General features: G+C 41.8%; 16 protein-coding genes and 1 tRNA gene. 11 read left to right on the top strand and 6 right to left on the bottom strand.

The annotated features are described in order from the left end of the window. Positions 1-59 precede the first annotated feature (59 nt). Entirely contained in the window at positions 60-2,888 is a 2,829-nt protein-coding gene (polA, locus tag MQE36_RS02825) for a DNA polymerase I (protein ID WP_242937686.1), read from the bottom strand. Between the two features lie 86 nt (positions 2,889-2,974). Between polA and MQE36_RS02820 the strand changes: the two genes are divergently transcribed. The 3 genes from MQE36_RS02820 (at position 2,975) to MQE36_RS02810 (ending at position 5,345) form a co-directional block, all read left to right on the top strand. Then, a complete protein-coding gene (locus tag MQE36_RS02820) occupies positions 2,975-3,697 on the top strand; it encodes a copper homeostasis protein CutC (protein WP_242937685.1) in 723 nt (240 codons plus the stop codon). A 69-nt stretch (positions 3,698-3,766) separates the two neighbouring features. Beyond that, entirely contained in the window at positions 3,767-4,996 is a 1,230-nt protein-coding gene (locus MQE36_RS02815) for a metallophosphoesterase (protein WP_242937684.1), read from the top strand. Between the two features lie 52 nt (positions 4,997-5,048). After that, the gene (locus tag MQE36_RS02810) at positions 5,049-5,345 is read left to right on the top strand and encodes a thioredoxin family protein (protein WP_242937683.1); all 297 of its coding nucleotides are present in this window, start codon (positions 5,049-5,051) and stop codon (positions 5,343-5,345) included. Here MQE36_RS02810 and MQE36_RS02805 read toward each other — a convergent pair. Next, entirely contained in the window at positions 5,342-5,941 is a 600-nt protein-coding gene (locus MQE36_RS02805; RefSeq protein WP_242937682.1) for an FISUMP domain-containing protein, read from the bottom strand. The two genes, MQE36_RS02810 and MQE36_RS02805, sit on opposite strands and share 4 nt — an antisense overlap. Positions 5,942-6,167: 226 nt before the next feature. On the opposite strand from MQE36_RS02805, the gene MQE36_RS02800 reads away from it, so the two are divergent. The 3 genes from MQE36_RS02800 (at position 6,168) to MQE36_RS02790 (ending at position 9,323) form a co-directional block, all read left to right on the top strand. Beyond that, positions 6,168-8,579, top strand: a complete 2,412-nt coding sequence (locus tag MQE36_RS02800) for a TonB-dependent receptor (RefSeq protein ID WP_242937681.1) — start codon at positions 6,168-6,170, stop codon at positions 8,577-8,579. A 282-nt stretch (positions 8,580-8,861) separates the two neighbouring features. After that, positions 8,862-9,134 carry a DUF4870 domain-containing protein gene (locus MQE36_RS02795; RefSeq protein WP_278286655.1) on the top strand — a complete coding sequence of 91 codons (273 nt, stop codon included), beginning with the start codon at positions 8,862-8,864 and terminating at the stop codon, positions 9,132-9,134. Between the two features lie 21 nt (positions 9,135-9,155). Continuing rightward, the gene (locus MQE36_RS02790; RefSeq protein WP_242937679.1) at positions 9,156-9,323 is read left to right on the top strand and encodes a hypothetical protein; all 168 of its coding nucleotides are present in this window, start codon (positions 9,156-9,158) and stop codon (positions 9,321-9,323) included. Between the two features lie 23 nt (positions 9,324-9,346). On the opposite strand, the gene MQE36_RS02785 is transcribed toward MQE36_RS02790, so the two are convergent. Both MQE36_RS02785 and MQE36_RS02780 read right to left on the bottom strand, forming a co-directional pair. Then, positions 9,347-10,006 (bottom strand): polysaccharide deacetylase family protein, encoded by a 660-nt coding sequence (locus tag MQE36_RS02785; RefSeq protein WP_242937678.1) that lies wholly within the window; start codon positions 10,004-10,006, stop codon positions 9,347-9,349. 195 nt (positions 10,007-10,201) lie between these two features. Then, entirely contained in the window at positions 10,202-13,534 is a 3,333-nt protein-coding gene (locus MQE36_RS02780; protein ID WP_242937677.1) for a glycosyltransferase family 117 protein, read from the bottom strand. A gap of 165 nt (positions 13,535-13,699) precedes the next feature. On the opposite strand from MQE36_RS02780, the gene MQE36_RS02775 reads away from it, so the two are divergent. Next, positions 13,700-13,771, top strand: a tRNA-Gln gene (locus MQE36_RS02775). 96 nt (positions 13,772-13,867) lie between these two features. Here MQE36_RS02775 and MQE36_RS02770 read toward each other — a convergent pair. Next, entirely contained in the window at positions 13,868-14,686 is an 819-nt protein-coding gene (locus MQE36_RS02770) for a universal stress protein (RefSeq protein WP_242937676.1), read from the bottom strand. Between the two features lie 170 nt (positions 14,687-14,856). Between MQE36_RS02770 and rimP the strand changes: the two genes are divergently transcribed. Genes rimP through infB form a run of 3 tightly spaced genes read left to right on the top strand, consistent with a single transcriptional unit; the run spans position 14,857 to position 19,528 of the window. After that, positions 14,857-15,318 (top strand): ribosome assembly cofactor RimP, encoded by a 462-nt coding sequence (gene rimP, locus MQE36_RS02765; RefSeq protein ID WP_242937675.1) that lies wholly within the window; start codon positions 14,857-14,859, stop codon positions 15,316-15,318. A gap of 12 nt (positions 15,319-15,330) precedes the next feature. After that, positions 15,331-16,563: a transcription termination factor NusA gene (gene nusA, locus MQE36_RS02760; RefSeq protein WP_242937674.1), complete on the top strand. Its 1,233-nt coding sequence runs from the start codon at positions 15,331-15,333 to the stop codon at positions 16,561-16,563. Positions 16,564-16,597: 34 nt separating this feature from the next. Further along, positions 16,598-19,528 (top strand): translation initiation factor IF-2, encoded by a 2,931-nt coding sequence (gene infB / locus MQE36_RS02755; RefSeq protein WP_242937673.1) that lies wholly within the window; start codon positions 16,598-16,600, stop codon positions 19,526-19,528. 39 nt (positions 19,529-19,567) lie between these two features. Here infB and MQE36_RS02750 read toward each other — a convergent pair whose 3' ends face one another. Then, the gene (locus MQE36_RS02750) at positions 19,568-19,966 is read right to left on the bottom strand and encodes an SPOR domain-containing protein (protein WP_242937672.1); all 399 of its coding nucleotides are present in this window, start codon (positions 19,964-19,966) and stop codon (positions 19,568-19,570) included. 220 nt (positions 19,967-20,186) lie between these two features. Here MQE36_RS02750 and MQE36_RS02745 point away from each other — a divergent pair, with 220 nt between their 5' ends. Further along, positions 20,187-21,467: a c-type cytochrome gene (locus MQE36_RS02745; protein WP_242937671.1), complete on the top strand. Its 1,281-nt coding sequence runs from the start codon at positions 20,187-20,189 to the stop codon at positions 21,465-21,467. Positions 21,468-21,492: the final 25 nt, after the last annotated feature.

The raw sequence follows: 21,492 nt of genomic DNA, 5'->3' as shown, positions 1-21,492 counted from the left end.
CAATATTACGAAAAGTACTTTTCTAAAACGTATGTAAATACATTGTTTATGTTGTTGAATTAATGTGCTTCCAGCCAATTCTGTCCAATTCCTAATTCAACATCCAGAGGAACGGAGAGCTTGTAAGCGTTCTCCATTTCGGCTTTAATGATCGGTTTCAGCTCCTCCAGCTCGTCCTTGTGAGCGTCAAACACCAGTTCGTCATGTACCTGAAGAAGCATTCGGGTTTTGTAATTACCCTCTTTAAGCTTTCTGTGGATGTTAATCATGGCAATTTTAATGATGTCGGCAGCGCTCCCCTGTATCGGGGCATTAACGGCATTCCGTTCAGCGGCTCCGCGGACAACCTGGTTGCGGGAGTTGATGTCCGCCAGGTAACGTCTTCTGCCTAAAATGGTTTCTACATAACCATGATCCTGCGCAAAGTGTATCTGCTCATTGATGTAGGCCCTTAGCTTAGGGTATGTTTTATAATAGGTGTCGATAAGTTCCTTGGCTTCGCTTCTGGATAAGGTTGTCTGGTTGCTTAACCCAAAAGCCGATACACCGTAGATGATCCCGAAGTTTACGGTTTTAGCATTGCTGCGTTGTTCTCTTGTTACTTCTTCAATAGGAACATTAAATACCTGTGCCGCGGTAGAAGCGTGGATGTCGGCTCCCTCCTGAAAGGCCCTGATCATATTCTCCTCTTCACTTAATGCCGCGATAACACATAATTCAATTTGTGAGTAATCGGCAGCCAGCAAGACATAGTCTGCACTCCGTGGAATAAAAGCCTTCCTGACCTGTCTCCCTCTCTCCGTTCTTATCGGAATGTTTTGCAGGTTCGGGTTATTACTGCTTAATCTTCCGGTGGCAGCTACCGCCTGGCTGTAAACGGTGTGTACCCTACCGGTCTTAGGGTTGATCTCATTTGGCAGAGCGTCAACATAGGTGCTTTGTAGTTTCTTAAGCTGTCGCCATTCGAGGATGTCAGAAACGATCTGATGGTCTTTTGCCAGATAAGATAATACGTCTTCTGCGGTAGAATATTGCCCTGTTTTTGTTTTCTTGGGTTTGTCTACCAATTTAAGTTTGTCAAACAGAATAGGCCCCAGTTGTTTCGGGGAAGCGAGGTTGAATTCTTCGCCCGCCTGGTCGTATATTTCCTTTTCAAGACGACTGATGTCTTTGCTAAGTTCGACAGACAGCCCCTTTAAATAGGCTTCGTTGATATTGATCCCTTCAATTTCCATATCTGCCAGGACATTTACCAAGGGTCCTTCGATCTCTTCGAATAGTTTTTCGGCATTTCTGTTGGGAAGCTCCTTTTTAAACAGTTCTTTAAGCTGTAGGGTTACATCTGCATCTTCCACAGCATATTCGGTTTGTTGATCAAGAGGGACAGATCGCATCGATTTCTGGTTTTTCCCTTTTTTACCAATAAGCGTTTCAATAGATACAGGTGCGTAGTTCAGGTAGGTTTCAGCAAGTACGTCCATGTTGTGTCGCATATCCGGATTGATAAGATAGTGCGCTATCATGGTGTCAAAGATCTTCCCCTTTACAGGGATGTTGTAATTTGAGAGCACCTTGATGTCGTATTTCAGGTTCTGACCGGTCTTCTCTATTTTGTCATTCTCAAAGAAAGGTCTGAATTCTTCCAGAACAGATTTGGCCTCTTCAAAGTTTTCGGGAAATGTTACATAGTAGCCTTTGCCGGGTTCCCATGAAAATGCGCAGCCTACCAGTTCTGCCTTCAGGGCAGATATGCTGGTGGTCTCCGTATCAAAACAAACCCCGGTTTGTTGCATCAGCTTTTCAAGTAACAGCTTTCTTCCGAGTGGTGTGTTAACAGATTGATAGGAATGAGAAACATTTTCGATGGTTTTGTAACCCGATACGGTTTCTAAGGTTGCGGAAGCATCTTCCGGTGTATTTTGTCCGAAAAGATCGAACTGAACGTTTGTTTCTGTGTTGCTACCGGTGCCGGCTTCCTTTTTAGGTTCTCCGGTTCCTGCTTCAACATTAAATGTTTTAAGAAGGTTTTCAGTCATCCTCCTGAATTCCAGTTCCTGAAAAATTTCTTTCACCTTTTCCAGATCCGGAGTGTTGAGTTCAAAATCCTTTTCGTGGAATTCAACCGGAACATCCAGTAAAATACGTGCAAGTTTTTTAGAAAGTAATCCCAGCTCGGCATTGGCTTCAACCTTTTCTTTCATTTTTCCTTTTAACTTGTCAGTATTGCTTAAAAGCTCTTCCATGCTCCCAAACTCCTTGATGAATTTTTTTGCTGTTTTTTCACCAACCCCAGGCAGTCCGGGAATGTTATCAACTGCATCGCCCATCATTCCAAGAAAATCGATTACCTGTTCCGGGGTGTCAACTTCAAATTTTTGTTGTACTTCGGGAATGCCCCATATTTCGATGCCATTGCCCATTCTTGCAGGACGGTACATAAAAATATGCTCCGATACCAATTGAGCAAAATCTTTATCGGGAGTAACCATATAAGTCTTATAACCGGCTTTTTCGGCCTGTTTTGCCAGTGTTCCGATAATGTCATCAGCTTCATAACCTTCTTTTTCGATAACGGGGATGTGCATCGCTTTCAGGATGTCCTGGATAACAGGAACGGCAATCCGTATGGCTTCAGGGGTTTCATCACGATTGGCTTTATAAGCTTCAAACATCGCTGTCCGGTCAATGCTGCCCCCTTTGTCGAATGCAACTGCCAGATGATCAGGTTTTTCGCGTTTGATCACGTCGAGGAGGGAATTCATAAAACCCATAATGGCCGATGTGTCCATTCCTTTCGAATTGATCCTCGGATTTTTTATAAAAGCATAATATCCACGAAAAATTAAGGCATATGCATCTAATAGAAAAAGTCTTTTTTGATCGGACATAATTGAAATTGAAGTTTATTTTTGTAAAAATAAGGAAGTTTTTGTGGATACACGGAAGCAGGAATAAATAAATAAATTCAGAAAAAATGATTGTAGAGATATGTGCCAACTCATTCGAATCGGCAAAGAACGCTCAAGATGCTGGGGCAGACAGGATTGAACTGTGTTCGGAATTAGGGGTGGGAGGAGTAACCCCCTCATTCGGATTGTTGAAGAAAATAAAAGAGGAGTTGACGATAGAAGTGAGTGTATTGCTGCGGCCGAGAAGCGGTAATTTCACCTATACGGATGCCGAGTTCGATATCCTGAAAAAAGATATCGAACTGTGTAAAGAACTGGGTTGCGAAGGGATTGTTTCTGGTGTGCTGCATAATGACAATACGCTCGATGTAGAACGTACAAAAGAGCTGATAGAATTATCGAGACCGTTAACTTTCACTTTGCACCGTGCCTTCGATTGGGTGCCGGATGCTCACAAGACAATAACACAATTGACGGCAATAGGGTGCGACCGTATCCTGACCAGTGGGCAACAGCCTAAAGCAATGCTGGGGATCGATTTTCTGTCTGAATTGCATAAGGAGTATGGAGATCAGATAACAATCATGCCCGGCAGTGGCGTAAATGAAGAAAATATTTTAAACTTTAAAGAGCAGGGGTTTAAGGAAATCCATTTTTCCGCGTCTAAGCCTGTAAAGGTGCTTATGACAGAACCGCCCGTTTCATTTTCCGGAGGTCAGCAGGACGAAACCTCAGTGCCTGTTTCCGATCTGCACACTATTAAAAGAATGGTAAAGAGCGTTAAATAAACTTTAAAGAAGGGGTGTAGTCTGCCGATTCAAGTACATTTGTAATAAATTGAATGATAATTAGTTGAGATGCGTTGGATTGTATTTTTGGTTGTTTTTATAGTTTTGGAGTTGTATTTCTACCAGGTTGTTAAAACTCTTACCAGGAGTAAGTGGTTGATCATCCTGAATATCATAGTGTCCCTCCTGGTTGTAGGAAACCTTATTTATCAATTTAATGTTGATACGAATTCAGGGAGGGTGCTAACCCATGCGAAGAGTTACGCCATGGGCTATCTGCTGACCTTGATGGTTTTAAAACTGGCCGTTCTCCCTTTTTTGCTGGGAGAAGATGTGATAAGGCTGGGGGCAGGTATTTACAATAAGATCTTCGGGGCAGGAGATGCATTTCATGTGCCGAGCAGGAGAAAGTTTGTGAGCCAGCTGGCTCTTGGGGTTGCAGCCATTCCTTTCGCTTCCATGCTGTACGGGATGTTTAAGGGGAAGTACGATTTCAGGGTATTGAAGTATGTCCTGGAGTATGATGATCTCCCGGCGGCTTTTGATGGCTATAAGATAACCCAGATCTCAGACATCCATAGTGGTAGCTTTGATAACAAGGAAAAGATACAGTATGCAATAGACCTGATCAACCGGCAGGAAAGCGATGTTATATTGTTCACCGGGGATATGGTAAACAATAAAGCCTCCGAAATGATTCCGTGGAAGGGCACTTTTGCAAGGCTTGAAGCTAAAGATGGTAAATATTCGGTTTTAGGGAATCACGATTACGGCGACTATGTAGACTGGAATTCATCTCGGGAAAAAGAAGATAATTTACAACAATTAAAGGATATCCAGAAAGATATAGGCTTTGACCTCATGCTGAATGAAAGCCGGTTTATTGAGAAAAACGGTGAGAGAATTGCGTTGGTCGGTGTAGAGAACTGGGGTGCCGGCGGGTTTAAAAAGGCGGGCGACCTGAAGAAGGCGTCGCAATTGGTAAAGCCTGATGATTTTAAAGTGTTATTAAGCCATGATCCCTCACATTGGGAGTACCGGGTGGTAGACGACCACCATCATTACCATCTAACATTAAGTGGCCATACACATGGAATGCAATTCGGAATAGAGATCCCCGGATGGGTGAAATGGAGCCCGGTCAGTTGGCGGTATAAATACTGGGCGGGAATATATGAGCAGAAGGGACAGTATATAAATGTGAACAGAGGATTTGGCTTTTTGGCTTATCCCGGACGTGTGGGTATTTGGCCTGAAATTACGGTGATTGAGCTTAAAAAGTCAATAAAGACAGTGTAATTCAAAGAAAATATTACATTTGTATTATATTTACTGTTAAAATTTTTCGCCTATGTCTAAGTTTGGTGAATTAATAGAAACGAATATTCCAGTTCTATTAGACTTCTATACTGATTGGAATGACTCCTCTACAGCTATGCATCCTGTGTTGAGAGATGTGGCCGCTGCTTTGGGTGACAGGGCCAAAGTGATTAAAATCAATGTCGATAAAAATAAAGAGCTGGCAGAAGCTTTAAGGGTCAAAGGGTTGCCTACCCTGATGATCTATAAAAAGGGGGAAATGGTATGGCGTCAAAGCGGGGAGCAGGATGCTAATACTTTAATCGGGATATTGCAGGAATATATCTAATCCCCGTCTTTTATACATCTGCAACTTTGCATGACTGTCTGACTCGCACCCGGAGTGGTAAATGATGCTCCAGGCTTGTAGTTTATGTATCTGTAAGAATCAGGGTAACCGCCATCAGTTGAAGTCCAGTAATGACCTTCCTCAAGTATATTTTGAAAACTCCCGATATATCTTCCTGCCGGAAGAATATTGAACTCAATAGTATGCCCTTGTATTTTTCCGTAGGGTTCCAGAAACGCATAAGCAACATCAGTTCCTCCGAAGTAATCGAAAAGCTCATCCCATTCTTCAGTAGATGGTAAGTGCCAGCCTTCAGGACAGACGGTCTGGGCTGCATTACCGGTATATAGTTTTCCATAGACGAAACAGTTGTATGTTTCATTTGCATAACAAATGCTTTCGGTGTCATTCGTGTCGAACCTCATGTTTTCTGACATCCATATTTGGTCTCCGATTCGGATGGTAGGGTATTCCTGCCCGTCCCTTTTATCTGTATAAGTGCCTGTTTCAAAAGTTTCGCTAAACGAATCGTCGTCATTATTACACGAGGTAAGTAAACCAAAACACAGCAGCAATCCCAGGGTTAGTTGTTTCATGATCCATAAGTTTTCTGAGGTAATTTCCCATAAAAATAAGAAAAATATATGTAGCAGGGAGTTATGAAAATGTGTGAACTTTCATTTTCTTGTTGTTTATGTAAGATATTATTATGAAAATTTGCTTCTGGTATAGAGTTTGTGGCATATTTGTGATGCCAAACGGGCTATTGAAAAGAACTTGTCTGATGGTAGACGCCGGACGTTGGGTAATTATATGTAATTTATGAGAAAAATAATCGTTGCTTTTTTTTTAAGTTTTATAGCTAATGCTATGGTAGCACAGGTGTTGACGGTAAAAGATGCCGAAACATTACTGCCGTTGGAACAGGTGATCGTAATGTCTGAAAACCCGAGAAAGTATGTTTTTACAAATGCCAAGGGACAAGCAGATGTTTCGGATTTTAAAGGTGTTGCATCCATCGAAATAAAGCTATTGGGATATGTAACACAGAAAATAAGTTTTTTGAGTATAGAACAACACGATTTCGAAATTGTATTGACACCGTCCGACATTTCCCTGGACCAGGTTGTCGTGGCTGCTACCAGATGGAGGCAGTCCAATTCGGGAATCCCTTATAAAATATCAACAATCAGACCTAAGGAAATAATACTTCAAAATCCGCAGACGGCGGCAGATCTTTTAGGAGCTTCCGGTGAGGTGTTCATCCAGAAAAGCCAGCAGGGAGGCGGGAGTCCCATGATCCGTGGCTTTTCGACGAACCGGCTGATGTATGTTGTAGATGGTGTACGCATGAATACAGCTATTTTTAGGAGTGGTAACCTGCAAAATGTCATTTCGCTTGATCCTTTTGCAATGGAGAACACTGAAGTTCTTTTTGGGGCGGGTTCGGTAATATACGGGAGTGATGCCATAGGAGGTGTAATGAGCTTTCATACACTTACCCCTGAGTTCTCGCTGGAGGATGAAACCCTGGTTTCAGGAAAGGGTATGGCACGCTATGCTTCCGCCAATAATGAAAAAACATATCATTTTGATGTAAATGTAGGATGGGATAAGTGGGCTGTTCTTACAAGTATTTCAAGCAACGATTTCGGAGACTTGAAAATGGGAGCGCATGGACCTGACGATTACCTGCGTTCTTTTTATGTGATCCGTGAAGACGACGAGGATGTCGTGGTAACTAATGAGGATATGAAAAAGCAAACACCTTCCGGATATACTCAAATAAACTTGATGCAAAAAGTAAGGTTCAAACCAAATGAAAACTGGGATTTTCAGTACGGGTTTCATTATTCTGAAACTTCTGACTATGCCAGGTATGACAGGCATATCCGGACTCGGAATGGATTGCCGAGAAGTGGAGAGTGGAGTTATGGCCCTCAAATATGGATGATGAATAATTTATCGGTTAATAACCGGAAAGATTCCGGACTGTATGATGATGTAAATCTAAGAATAGCGCATCAGCATTTTGAGGAAAGCAGAATGGACAGGGATTTTAATGATGTGGATAGAAGCGTTAGGGAAGAACGTGTAAATGCACTGTCGTTTAATGCCGACTTTATAAAGGGTTTTACAGACAATTCAAAACTTCTGTATGGAGCTGAATTTGTGTACAACGATGTGGAGTCGGAAGGCAGGCAGGAAGATATTTCTGCCGGAGTAAGCACTTCGGGTCCTTCCAGATATCCGGAAGCAGAATGGTGGTCGTATGGTGTGTATGGCGTGTATGAATATGAGGTTTCGGAAGTGTTAAACCTGCATGGAGGGCTGAGGTATAATCAGTATGCTTTAGATGCCGATTTTTCCAATAATTTGAATTATTATCCTATTCCGGAAAGTAATGCACATCTGAATAACGGATCTTTAACGGGGAGTCTTGGTGCCGTTTACGTTCCGGATAAGTCCTGGTCGTTTACCGCCAAGTTGGCAACGGCATTCAGATCGCCGAATGTAGACGATATAGGAAAGGTTTTTGATTCTGAACCGGGGTCGGTGGTAGTCCCTAATCCCGACCTGAAAGCCGAATATGCATATACTGCTGAAGTAGGAGTTACAAAAATAGTCGATGATAAACTACGTGTCGATTTGAATGCTTATTATACGTTGCTCGATAACGCACTTGTAAGAAGGGATTATGCGATTAACGGGCAGGACAGTATAATGTACGATGGTGAAATGAGTAAAGTACAGGCGGTACAAAATGCTGCCCGGGCTGATGTTTACGGATTTCAATTGGGGGTTGAAGCCAAGTTGGCAAAAGGACTTTCATTGCTGTCGAGGTTAAACGTTCAGAAAGGAGAAGAAGAACTTGACAGCGGGGAAAAAAGCGCTTCAAGACATGCCCCGCCTTTGTTCGGGATTACAAAACTGGCCTATCATGTGAACAAGTTGAATATGCAGCTTTATACCGTGTATAACGGAGAAAAAAGCTACGAAAACATGCCGGAAGAAGAAAGGGGAAAAGACTATTTGTATGCTAAAGACGATGAGGAGAATCCGTACTCACCGGCATGGTATACTTTAAATTTTAAAGCAACGCAGCAACTTACGGAAACCTTCGCGTTAACTGCCGGTTTGGAAAATATAACAGACAGGAGGTACCGTCCGTATAGTTCGGGCCTGGCAGGAGCAGGCCGAAATTTTATTGTAGCCCTGAGGGCATCTTTTTAAAAGAAATATTCTCGAAAGCCATATGTTGACAGGTGTTTGTAGAAACTGACATAAAATTGTCATATTCTTGGGGGGTGCAGCGATAAGTACTTTTGTTGAAACATTAAACAGCATCAATAAGCGTGAAGGGAAATGAAAGTTTGGCGGAAAAGGTGAAATTCTATCGAAGAAGAAAAGGTTTTACTCGATCATCGAGACTTAAATGCTCCGGCGCTTGTCCTTATGAAATAGTCCTAAAGGAATTTCACAGGGCTTGTCCTTTCAAACTGAGTTTTCGCGACCATTCAGCGAATAGAAAAAGGAGAGTCTGCTCCGAAAGGGAGTGCCTTGTTGAAGCTTACCCTGGCGTTGGGAATTACTCCAGATGATTTATTGAGTGGGGAAAAGGCTAGAGATACAGGTTATTTGTCTTTAATGCATCTGGGTGTACTTGGGTTTTCATATAATCCGGCTTTGGGGGTGTTGGTGCCGTTGATAATGTGGTTGCTTAAAAGAGATAAAATTAGATTGGTAGATGGCACAGGTAAAAATCTGGTTAATTTTCAGTTAACCTGACTCCTGGTAACTACAGTTTATATGATTATCACCGGAGCCGGAATCCCTCCGGTAAATTTAATGAGATTGTTTCCAAATACGATCTCAGAAATCCATCCGTTAGCGGTGTCTGTAGTGCTATTGTGTGCCTACAACCTCACTTTGATAATGATTAATTTAAAAAGGTCATCAGAAGATGAAAGGGAGTAAGTGTGTGCCGGTCTTTCGTTTTATTAAGTAATGTTAACGGGCTGAAAAATGTACCCTTTTTTTGTAAAATGCTCAAGAGTCCCCGTTAAAGCATGTTTCATGTTTTTTTCAGCTTTAAGACTGTCGTGAAAAACGATAATACTACCATTGGTGGCATGTTTTAAAACGTTTTGTAAACATGATTCGGGACTGAGTTTATTCATATAATCAGCACTGATTACATCCCACATGATGATTTTGTAACCCGATTTCAGGATATGATTTCTGGTTTTAAATGTTGTTCTGCCATAAGGTGGTCTGAAGAGCTTAGGGAGTTCGGTATAAGGAGAGGGGGTGTGTTTTTTTATTGTTTGTTCGCAGGCTGTTATGTTGCTTAGGTAAGCGGCGGTATGGTGTTTTTTTGCATTTAGATGGTTCTGGGTGTGGTTGCCAATATGATGTCCTTCTGTTATGATCCGGGCAAAAATATCCGGGTGTTTCGCTATGTTGTCTCCAATACAAAAGAATGTGGCTTTGGCATTAAAGTGGTTTAGGGTATCTAACACCCATTCGGTGACGTCAGGGATCGGGCCGTCGTCAAAGGTCAGGTAAATAACCTTCTCAGCCGTCTTTAGATCCCATACAAGACGGTTAAAAATGAGCTTTGCCCACTTTGGGGTCTTTATGAATAGTTTTGAAAGCATAAAACATAAAAGGGGTGTCTAAAAGTCTTTCTGAATGCTGAATGTCAGGTTGAGTGCAGTCGAAACCTGTTGATAATCAACTGCTATTAGTTCTTTCTAGCTACGCTAGGTGCTTTCAATGAAAATATATTTTCATTTCAGTAATACTCGAACTGACAACCTTCATCCCTTTTTAGACAGCCCTGTGTATGTTGGTTATTCGGATAAAGTTTCTACAGTATCTTTAACCGAGTCAAGTTGTAACTGTTGTTCCAACTCGGATTCGGCAGGTCTTGAGGACCTGTATAGGTGGCTGAACTTTTCCAGATACTCATTGAATTTTTGTGTTTCTTTCATACCAAACCCTTCATCGCTGTTAACTACAATAATATCGGTCAGGCTTCTGTAGCGCTCAATGTTGGTTACGATTTCACTGATGCGGTTTTTTTGTTCATTCATGTCCATCCGGCTGTAGTAGTCTATGTGTTCCTGGTACACACCGGCTACTTGTAAAAAGAGTTCTCTGGCTTTTTCTGTTTCCCCTACCTTATAATAACCGTCAATATAAGGTTCTAAGAAAACATAATATCCAAAACGGCCAAAAGGCATTTTTTCCATTGCCAAGTTCAGAACGTTTTTAGCTTTGTCGAGCTGGTTTTCTTTTATAAGCGTTTCAGAGAGTCTCGCCAGATTGCTTCTGTACGAGATGCTGTTTCTTCTAGTTTCAGGATCAGTATAAATATGAGAGTCGTTTGAGTTGCCCCAGTCCCACCGCATGACAATGTCATACATCAGATCGCTGTCTATACGTCCCATTTCAAACGGATTGTTTTCAGGAATAGGGGTTTTAATCGGAACCAGCTTGTATACAAGTCCGTCCAGTTGTAAGTAATCTTTCATCCATAGGTATTCAGCCGGGCTGAAACTTCCGCCTGTAAAATATATCGGTCTTTCCCAATCGTTGTTGGCCAATAGGTCTAGCATTAAAATGCGGTTTTTGGGAAGTACTGATTTCGGAAGGTCGATGTCGATATAATCAACGATCAATGCAGAGTCTTTCGGCCGAACAATACCACTCTTCAATACGTTTTCCTTGTTGACAGGCACCCGGATTTTGTTTGTTGGATAGAATACCGTTTCCTGCCCGTTTCCAAAGTCTACTTTAGTGCGTTTGTCGTCACTGCCTACCCAGTTCATAAAATCTCTTATATTCCAGCGGGCTTCCGTGAGTGCTTGGTAGTAGATGGCATCCCTGACGCCATACGCGTATTGGTCGTGGGTCAGTTGTGAAGGAATGGGGTCGCTTTCATAGGCTTTACTCTTCATCTGGTCGATATACCAGTCGGTAGCAAACAGGCTGGTGTTTACGACTCTTACATCTGTTCTGTATCCTTCAACTTCTTGTGCATACCAAAGCGCAAAAGTGTCATTGTCGCCAATAGAAAAAAGAATAGATCCTTTGTCTTTATCTACAGAGTCTAAGTATGATGTCGCCATAGCCCTGGCGGTATATTTATGTGACCTGTCATGATCATCCCAGTTCTGATAGGCCATCACGGCCGGTACTGCAAGCATGCAAACAAGTGTAATGACCGGTGCCAAAATTTTCGGGTTCAGCAGTTTCTTGAGCTCGTCGAACAATGCATAAACCCCAAGTCCTATCCATATGGAGAACATATAGAAAGAGCCAACAAGGGCGTAATCGCGTTCTCTTGGTTCGAACGGACGCTCATTGAGATAGACTTTTAGAGCCAGTCCGGTAAACATAAACAGGACAAATACAACCCACCACTGTTTAGGGTTTGATTTTATCTGGAAAACCAGTCCGATAATACCTAAGATCAATGGCAGGAAATAATAGGTGTTCCGTCCCTTGTTATTGAGTACATCGCTTGGTAAGTGATCCTGAGGCCCCAACCTCGCTTCATCGACAAAATTGATTCCGCTCAGCCAGTTTCCGTGGTTGTCGTACTTACCTTGTATATCATCCTGACGTCCGGTAAAATTCCACATGAAATAACGCCAGTACATATACCCCATTTGGAATTCAAACAGGTATTGTATGTTTTGCCAGAAGGTTGGTTTTTCGACGTTTATAAATTCTTTGGTTTGCTTGATAAAGCCTACGTAATCTTCTTCATTTATACTGCCTTCTGTATAATTTTTTTTAATGGTGTTTACTTGAGACCTTAAATTGTTATAGAAATACTGTTTTTCTTCATTGGAGAGTTTTCCGTATTGACTTTCTAGAATTTTAAAGATTTCTTTCTGATTTTTGGTTGTAAAGTTAATAGGGCCTGTGATTTTCATATAATTCTCTGCATGTTCAGCGCTCCACATTCTTGGTAAGAAGCCTTCCTGATTTCTGTTCGGGGCTAATGCAGCATCTTTATAGTGGTTTACTATAATGTATTTTCCGGTTTTGTGATCACGTTCATATTTTGGCTTCTCATCCATATACGGATCGACAGGATCTTGTCCGGCATATGCGTCAGAGTACATCGGTCCGTAGAATAAATGTGTTTCAGGATATTGCTCCAGGTTGTAGTATGCCAGCAGTAAACGCGCGTCAGAAGGGTCGTTTTCATTAATTACGGTACCTGCATTGGCCCGGATAGGCACCATGAGCCAGGTTGAAAATCCTATAAGGACGAACATGGTACAAAGTACAATGGTATTGAGCTCTACGTAGCCCTTGCTTCTGGTGTATCTCAACCCGAAATAAAATGCAGTGATGATGATAAGTCCGGCTATAATGGTCCCCGAATTAAACGGCATTCCTATACTGTTTACAAAGAAAACCTCAAGATAACCGAAGAACTTAAGCGTGCTTGGTAGTAATAGTTTGAATATGAATAATAAAACTGCTACAGAAACAACGTTTGCTATTATGAATGATTTCCAGGAGAATTTATAATTGTTAAAGTAATAGATCATCCCGATAGCGGGGATGGTTAACAATGCCATAAAGTGAACACCGAAAGAAAGCCCTACGATAAGGAAGATAAGCACGAGCCATCGGTTACCTCTCGGTAAATGCATCTCGTCTTTCCAGCGTAGTCCCAGGTAAAACATTAAAGACATCAGGAAGGTGGCCATTGCGTATACTTCAGCTTCAACGGCATTAAACCAGAAGCTGTCAGAGAAATTAAAGGCCAGGGCGCCTACCAGTCCGCTGCCTAAAACAGCCATTCCCTTGCCGGTTGTAAAGTCAGTATCGTTTTTAAGAACCAGTTTTTTTGCCAAGTTGGTGATGGTCCAGAAAAGAAAAAGTACGGTAAAGGCACTTGAAAAAACAGACATGTAATTTATTGTTTTTGCAACTGTTTCAGGTTCGGCAGAAAACATGGCAAAGAAAGCTCCCACCATTTGGAAAAGGGGTGCTCCCGGAGGATGTCCGACCTGAAGCTTGGCAGATGTTGCAATATATTCTCCACAATCCCAATAGCTTACCGTGGGTTCAACGGTAAGTCCGAAGGTGATTAATGATGCTGTAAATGCTATCCATCCAAGGATAGTGTCCCATTTTTTAAATTGATGTTCTGACATGTACTTTAATTTCTATAGACTGCTGGCGAATTTAAGAATAATATTACGAATGAAAACATTCATTTTATAAACGTTAACAAGAGGCGGGAAATTTTATTTCGAAATTTTTAAAAAATATTTGCGCATAAAAAAGATTGTCTTAAATTTGCATCCGCATTACAGCAATGGCCTATGGTGTAATTGGTAACACAGCTGATTTTGGTTCAGTCGTTCAAGGTTCGAGTCCTTGTAGGCCAACTGCTAAAACGAAACCCGGTTCTTAAAAAGAGTCGGGTTTTTTTATGAAAAAAAGCCAGGTAAAACAAGGGTGAGGAAGGGGAGGCGCGATCCCTTTTATATCCTGAAAGTGATAACGGGTCTCAATGCATGATTGGCGAGGTCTTCGGTAATACTTCCGTTAAAAAAATGAGCAATGCCTTTTCGTCCGTGGGTGCTGATCCCTATCAGGTCTGCATCGATTTCTTTGGAAAAATTTAAAATACCGTCTTCGACAGTAAGGTCGTTATAGATATTTACGGTAAATTTTTCAGGACGGACCTGGTTTGTGAAGACGGCTATCTTGTTTTCGATCTCTGTTGTGCGAACAAACTGATTAGGGGTGTTTACGTATACCAGATGAAGGGTTGCGTTTGTGCTGTTGCCGAATGTAACTGCTTTTTTATAGGCTTCGAAGGCGTCGGGGGCAAAGTCACAGGCGTATACAAAACTGTCGGTTTTTAGCTTGGACAGCTTGTTTTTAATGATCAGTACAGGTACTGTGGAGGTGCGTACCACTTTCTCGGTGTTTGAGCCTATGAAAAATTCTTCAATCCCGGAAGTCCCGCTGGAACCCATCACGATAAAATCGATTTCATGGTCTGCTATAGCGTTGTTGATACCGATATGGGTGCTACCGGCTTCGATGATTTTTTCTACTTTGATGTTTTGTAGAAAAGTCCTGGTTTTAAGGTCGTCAATTTTCTGCTGGGCCAGTTTGATAAAGAAAAAGGCTTCCGGAAGCTCGCCGGCAGGTGATGTGGCCAGGTGCAGGGGTAGCTCCAGAAGATGCAACAGGTATAGGGTGGCATTGTTTTTCAGGGCCAGATGAGCTCCGATCTTTAATGCGTATTCGGACTCTTTTGAAAAATCTGTCGGGACAAGGATTCGCTTCATGATTAAAAAGTTGTGTGCCGTTATCTTAAAGTTACAAAATAAAAAGGCTTAAAGCACAAATGATTAGCTTTTTTAAAGCAAGGTTTAAAAAAAATTGTATATTTGTACCGTTAAAATTTAATGCCTATCGGGAGGGGACGTAAAGTCCCCTCTTTTTATAAGTTGATTTTATGTTTGAAGAAAAAGTGAATAACCTGCTTGAGGAGTTCCTGGAAGAACGAAAAGACATCTTCTTGATAAGTCTGTCAATAACATTAGATAATAAAATAAAATTGGTGATTGATGGAGATAAAGGTGTAACTTTGAACGATTGTATTGATTTAAGTAGACAGGTAGAGCATAATCTGGACAGGGAAGAGGTGGATTTTTCAATTGAAGTTACCTCGCCCGGAGCTGCCGAGCCTATAGTTAACAACCGTCAGTTTCTTAAGAATGTAGGTAGGAAAATGGAAGTAAAGACCGGAGAGGAAAAGCTTGAAGGAACTTTGCTCGAAGTTGCTGAAAACAATATTAAGTTAGGATGGAAGGCTCGGGAACCTAAGCCTGTCGGGAAGGGTAAAGTAACAGTAGATAAAGAGAGAGAAATATCGTTTAGCGATATAGTGGAAGCTAAAGTGATGATAACATTTTAATTTTAAGTTGACATGGAAAATCTTGCGTTGATCGAATCATTTTCTGAGTTTAAAGATGATAAACTCATAGATCGTGTAACGTTAATGGCCATTTTAGAAGATGTATTTAGAAATGCCTTAAAGAAGAAATTCGGTTCTGATGATAATTTCGATATTATTATCAATCCGGATAAAGGGGATCTGGAGATCTGGAGAAACCGTATCGTGGTTGCAGATGATGAAGTGGAAGATCCGAACCAGGAAATATCATTGACTGAGGCTAGAAAAATAGAGCCTGATTTTGAAGTAGGAGAAGATGTTTCTGAAGAGGTTAAATTAATAGATTTGGGAAGACGGGCCATATTAGCCCTGCGTCAGAACCTGATATCTAAGATTCATGAGCACGATAATACTACGGTATATAAGAAATTTAAAGAGCTTATAGGTGATATATATACGGCAGAAGTGCACCATGTGAGGCACAAAGCCGTTATTCTTATCGACGATGAAGGAAATGAAATTATCCTTCCGAAGGATAAACAGATTCCATCCGATTTCTTTAGAAAAGGAGATAATGTAAGGGGTGTTATTGAAACGGTTGAGCTAAAAGGGAACAAGCCGATGATCATATTGAGCAGAACATCACCGAGCTTCCTTGAAAAGCTTTTCGAGCAAGAGATTCCTGAGGTTTTCGACGGATTGATCACTGTTAAAAAAGTTGTTCGGATTCCTGGAGAGAAAGCCAAAGTGGCTGTCGATTCTTATGATGATAGAATTGATCCTGTGGGAGCATGTGTCGGAATGAAAGGATCGAGGATACATGGTATTGTTCGGGAATTAGGGAATGAGAACATCGATGTGATTAACTTTACAAACAACACCCAGTTGTTTATTAGCAGGGCTTTGAGCCCGGCCAGGGTTACTTCAGTAACGCTTAATGAAGAAAATAAGCATGCCGAGGTTATATTGAAGCCGGAAGAAGTATCTAAAGCGATAGGGAAAAGCGGGTTTAATATTCGGCTGGCCGGTCAGCTTACGGGGTATGAGATAGACGTATTCAGGGAAGGTGTGGAAGAAGATGTTGAGCTGGCAGAGTTTACAGATGAGATCGATCAGTGGATCATTGATGAGTTCAAGAAAATAGGACTGGATACTGCCAAGAGTATTTTGGACAGGGAAGTTAGTGACCTTGTAAAACTAACCGATTTGGAGGAAGAGACCATTTTAGATGTAGTTAGAATTTTGAAAGAAGAATTCGAAGACTAAATTTGTAATTAAATTCTAGAGGAAATAAATTTATATGGCTGAAAAGGGAACATTGAGGCTAAACAAAGTTTTAAGAGAGCTGAATATCTCATTAGATAGAGCGGTGGAATTTCTGGCGGCAAAAGGCTACGAAATAGAGGCGCGCCCTACTACCAAAATAACGAATGAGGTCTATGAGGTTCTTTTGGGCGAATTCCAGACCGATAAGAGTAAAAAGGTGGCTTCTAAAGAGGTTGGGGAAGAGAAAAGGAAAGAAAAAGAGGCTATCCGCAAAGAACTGGAAAAAGAACAGGAATTGAAGCGCCAAATGGAACAGCGAAGCGAGGTGATCAAAGCAAAAGCTGAGATTGCCGGACCTAAGACCGTTGGCAAGATCGATTTAGATGCCGATAAGAATAAAGAGGTTAAAGAGGAAGCGCCTGTAGAAGCCAAAGAAGATACTGTTCCGCAGCCGGAGAAAAAAGAGGAAGTGAAAGAGGTTCCTGTGCAGGAGCAGAAAGAACATAAAGTTCAGGAGGTTGAGAAAAAAACTGAGCCTGTCGAACAAGCTGTTGAACCTGTCAAGCCTGTTCAGGAGGTGCGTCAGGAAAAGCAAGAGCCAAAGGCTGAAAAGCCGCAGGCAGATAAGGTGGAAGAACCTGTAGTTAAAAGCGAGGTTAAACCTGAGGTAGAGAAAAAACAGGTGGAGGCTCAGAGTAAACCAAAAGAAGAGGTAGTTAAGCCTAAAGTGATAAAAGAAGAAAAAGAAGCTCCTCAGGTTGCTGAGGAAGGAGGGGTTATAGAGACCAAGTATAAAAAGCTGTCGGGTCCTAAGATCACCGGAGAAAAGATAGATCTTTCTCAGTTCAATAAGCCTAAGAAGAAGAAAGAAGCTCCTAAGAAAGGAGCCGATAGTAGCGATAGTGCTGCAAAGAAGAAACGCAAGAGAATTACCAAAGAAAGTCCTGTACAGAAATCTAAGTTCGGTCAGGGAGGTAACGGTAACAGGTTTCAGGGGAAGGATAATAAGAAAAAAGGAGGCGTTAAACGCCAGCCTAAGCGTGTAGAGAAGGTTGAGCCTACCGACGAAGAAATCCAGAAACAAGTACGTGAGACTCTTGAAAAGCTTCAGGGGAAGACCCAAAAGTCAAAAGGTGCTAAATATAGAAGGGAAAAGAGAGATTCACACCGACAGAAATCAGCTCAGGAACTGGCGCAGCAGGAAGCGGAAAGCAAGGTGCTAAAGGTAACGGAATTTGTTACGGTTAGCGAGATTGCTACGATGATGGATGTTCCTGTAACTAAAGTGATCGGAGCATGTATGTCTTTAGGGATCATGGTAACAATGAACCAGAGACTTGATGCGGAGACTTTGTCTATAGTTGCTGACGAGTTTGGTTACAAGGTGGAGTTTGTAACTGCTGAAATTGAAGAGGCGATCGAAGAAGAACCTGATGCGGAAGAAGATCTTAAACCAAGAGCTCCGATTGTAACTGTAATGGGGCACGTAGATCACGGTAAGACGTCGTTACTGGATTATATACGGGAAGAGAATGTGATTGCAGGTGAAAGCGGGGGGATTACCCAGCATATAGGTGCTTACAGTGTTACCCTGGCAAATGATGAGAAAATTACATTTTTGGATACGCCGGGTCACGAAGCCTTTACGGCAATGCGTGCCCGAGGTGCACAGATCACTGATTTGGCCATTATCGTAATTGCTGCCGATGACGATGTGATGCCGCAGACAAAAGAAGCGATCAGTCATGCCCAGGCAGCCGGTGTTCCGATAGTATTTGCTATCAATAAAGTTGATAAGCCTACCGCGAACCCGGATAAGGTGAAGGAAAGCCTTGCTGGAATGAATTTACTGGTTGAAGATTGGGGCGGACAGGTGCAATCGCATGATATTTCGGCTAAAACAGGTTTGGGAGTTAAGGAATTGCTTGAAAAAGTATTGCTTGAGGCTGAATTGTTAGAGTTGAAAGCCAATCCTGAAAAGCTACCGACAGGTACGGTTGTTGAAGCGTATCTGGATAAAGGACGTGGTTATGTAGCTACTGTTCTGGTTCAGGCAGGAACACTTGAAATCGGAGATTATGTACTTGCCGGGACTCATAGCGGTAAGGTGAAAGCCATGTACGACGAACGGGGGAATGAGATTCAGAAGGCTGGTCCTTCAACACCGGTTTCAGTGCTTGGTCTTGATGGTGCTCCTCAGGCAGGAGATAAGTTCAATGTTTTTGAGGATGAGCGTGAAGCTAAGCAAATTGCGGCTAAACGTATGCAGTTGCAGAGAGAGCAGTCTGTGAGAACGCAGCGTCATGTTACGCTGGATGAGATCGGACGAAGAATTGCTCTGGGCGACTTTAAAGAGCTTAATATCATTATCAAAGGTGATGTTGATGGTTCTGTGGAGGCGCTTACGGACTCGTTCCAGAAGCTTTCTACAGACGAGATCCATATAAATGTTATTCATAAGGGAGTTGGTCCGATTACTGAGTCGGATGTGTTACTGGCTTCTGCTTCAGATGCCATCATCATAGGCTTTAATGTAAGGGCTATGGGTAATGCAAGACTGGTTGCTGATAAAGAAGAAATTGATATCAGGACATACTCTATCATTTACGATGCGATTAACGACCTTAAAGATGCGATGGAAGGGATGCTTTCTCCTGAAATGAAAGAAGAAGTAACCGGAAATGCCGAGATCCGTGAGACGTTCAAAATATCTAAGGTAGGTACCATAGCCGGATGTATGGTGACGGATGGTAAGATCTTTAGGAATTCACAGATCCGCCTGATAAGGGATGGAGTAGTGATCTTTGGTGGTGAGCTGGCCTCCCTGAAACGTTTCAAGGACGACGTTAAGGAGGTTTCTAAAGGATATGATTGTGGTCTTCAGATCAAGAACTACAATGATATCAAAGAGGGAGATATTGTAGAAGCTTACCAGGAAGTAGCAGTTAAGAAGAAGCTGAAATAAAGAAGAATAGATTTAGTGTAAAATAAAAAAGCGGTAATTTTAATTACCGCTTTTTTTTGGTGTTAATATAAATGCACTTGGAAATTCTTTTTTTACATCAGTAAGAAATTTGTCTGCCTCCAGCCGGTTTCTGAACCTGCCTGCCCTTACCTTGTAGTTGGGGGTTTCAAAAACAATTTCTGAGGGGATGTCTTTGAACTTTCCGTCAAAAACAGCTTTGGCTCTTTGGGCGGCTCCCAACGAACCGGTGTAGATCTGGATTCTTAATCTTCCATTGCTTAATTTGCTTTCGTTTAGAGCTTTTTTCGCTGCTAAAAGCTGATCTATTCGCGGGTCTTTATCTATGTTGATTTTTCCTTCCTGGGCAGAAGAAATATGCGTAAACAGTAAACTAAAAAACAGAGTGACAGTGAGATAGTTTATTTTTAATATGTTCATGTTTCCAGATGTTTTATGCAAAAGTAATTTTATCTTGTAAATGATAACGAAAAAATTTATTTAGAATTGTTATAAATTAGTTGTTAACGCTTCTCTAACATTTCCGAAATCGACTCTAAGTCGTATTTTTGTGACCGAATTTAACAGAAGGCTTTTTGGCGGTCTTCTTAGAGTAGAATAAAAATCGTGCCAAATTAAGATTGATAACACGTATTTTAATATGAAAAAGGTGGTACACCGTAATTCAACTTCTAGAATTTTAGGTATCGGATTAGCGCTAATGCTAATGTTCTCAACGTCTCTTTTCGCGCAAGATGGTGATCCTGCTAAAGGAAAGCAGTTGTTTAATACTAACTGTGCAGCATGTCATAACCTTGATAGAAAAATGACAGGTCCAGCGCTGAGGGGTGTTGGAGATAAGTATGAAAAACAGTGGTTGTATGATTGGATTCACAATAGTGCAGCTATGGTAAAGGCCGGAGATCCGCAGGCTGTTGCTGTTTTTGATGAATATAACGGGTCGCCGATGACCGCGTTTCCACAGTTGTCTGAAGAAGATATCGATAATATTATTGCTTATACCATGGAACCTAAGCCGGAACCGACCGAAGCTGTGGCTACGGCTGTCGATGCCGGTGCCGCCGGAGGGTCTTCGGGGTTTTCCAATGATGTTATCCTGGCTGCTTTAGTGCTTGTTTTCGGGGTGTTGGTGGTAATGCTTTACTTGGTGAATAAAACATTGAAGCGTATTGCTGAGGCTAATGGCATAGAGTTTGAAAAAGCAGAGAAACGTTTGCCGATATGGAAGGCGTTTGTTAAAAATCAGTTTTTGGTGTTGGTTTCCTCGATAGCTTTGTTGTTGATCGGTGCTTATTTTGCTTACGGTTATATGATGCAGATAGGGGTAGACCAGGGGTATATGCCTGTGCAGCCAATTCATTTCTCACATAAGATACATGCCGGGGATAATCAGATAGATTGTAAGTATTGTCACTCGTCAGCAAGAGTTTCCAAAACTTCCGGGATTCCTTCTTTGAATGTTTGTATGAACTGTCATAAGAATGTGATGGAGTATACCGGGGAGGAAGATCTTGCTAATGGATATACAAAAGATTTTTACACAGGAGAGATCCAGAAACTATACAAAGCTGTTGGTTGGGATGTTACTGCACAGCAGTACACTGGCGAGACTGAACCTGTAAAGTGGGTTCGCATCCATAACTTGCCGGACTTTGTTTACTTTAACCACTCACAGCACGTTTCTGTGGCAGGGTTGGAGTGTCAGAAATGTCATGGTCCTGTAGAAGAGATGGAGGTGTTGTATCAGTACTCTCCGTTAACCATGGGATGGTGTATCGAGTGTCACCGTGAGACAAATGTGAAGATGGAAGGTAATGAGTATTACGAGAAGATTCACGAAGAATTATCTAAGAAATATGGTGTAGAGAAACTTACAGCTGCGCAGATGGGTGGTTTGGAATGTGGTAAGTGTCACTATTAATAAATTTGTAAAGAAGCTAATTTCA

Source organism: Zhouia spongiae, assembly GCF_022760175.1.
GTDB classification, from domain to species: domain Bacteria; phylum Bacteroidota; class Bacteroidia; order Flavobacteriales; family Flavobacteriaceae; genus Zhouia; species Zhouia spongiae.
The sequence above is the reverse complement of the archived record's forward strand: the minus strand, read 5'-3'. Positions and strand labels throughout refer to the sequence as shown.

What these genes read in the sequence shown, in the direction of transcription:
- polA (WP_242937686.1), bottom strand. Translation starts at nt 2,888, where the DNA reads ATGTCCGATCAAAAAAGACTTTTTCTATTAGATGCATATGCCTTAATT.
- MQE36_RS02820 (WP_242937685.1), top strand. Translation starts at nt 2,975, where the DNA reads ATGATTGTAGAGATATGTGCCAACTCATTCGAATCGGCAAAGAACGCT.
- MQE36_RS02815 (WP_242937684.1), top strand. Translation starts at nt 3,767, where the DNA reads ATGCGTTGGATTGTATTTTTGGTTGTTTTTATAGTTTTGGAGTTGTAT.
- MQE36_RS02810 (WP_242937683.1), top strand. Translation starts at nt 5,049, where the DNA reads ATGTCTAAGTTTGGTGAATTAATAGAAACGAATATTCCAGTTCTATTA.
- MQE36_RS02805 (WP_242937682.1), bottom strand. Translation starts at nt 5,941, where the DNA reads ATGAAACAACTAACCCTGGGATTGCTGCTGTGTTTTGGTTTACTTACC.
- MQE36_RS02800 (WP_242937681.1), top strand. Translation starts at nt 6,168, where the DNA reads ATGAGAAAAATAATCGTTGCTTTTTTTTTAAGTTTTATAGCTAATGCT.
- MQE36_RS02790 (WP_242937679.1), top strand. Translation starts at nt 9,156, where the DNA reads ATGATTATCACCGGAGCCGGAATCCCTCCGGTAAATTTAATGAGATTG.
- MQE36_RS02785 (WP_242937678.1), bottom strand. Translation starts at nt 10,006, where the DNA reads ATGCTTTCAAAACTATTCATAAAGACCCCAAAGTGGGCAAAGCTCATT.
- MQE36_RS02780 (WP_242937677.1), bottom strand. Translation starts at nt 13,534, where the DNA reads ATGTCAGAACATCAATTTAAAAAATGGGACACTATCCTTGGATGGATA.
- MQE36_RS02770 (WP_242937676.1), bottom strand. Translation starts at nt 14,686, where the DNA reads ATGAAGCGAATCCTTGTCCCGACAGATTTTTCAAAAGAGTCCGAATAC.
- rimP (WP_242937675.1), top strand. Translation starts at nt 14,857, where the DNA reads ATGTTTGAAGAAAAAGTGAATAACCTGCTTGAGGAGTTCCTGGAAGAA.
- nusA (WP_242937674.1), top strand. Translation starts at nt 15,331, where the DNA reads ATGGAAAATCTTGCGTTGATCGAATCATTTTCTGAGTTTAAAGATGAT.
- infB (WP_242937673.1), top strand. Translation starts at nt 16,598, where the DNA reads ATGGCTGAAAAGGGAACATTGAGGCTAAACAAAGTTTTAAGAGAGCTG.
- MQE36_RS02750 (WP_242937672.1), bottom strand. Translation starts at nt 19,966, where the DNA reads ATGAACATATTAAAAATAAACTATCTCACTGTCACTCTGTTTTTTAGT.
- MQE36_RS02745 (WP_242937671.1), top strand. Translation starts at nt 20,187, where the DNA reads ATGAAAAAGGTGGTACACCGTAATTCAACTTCTAGAATTTTAGGTATC.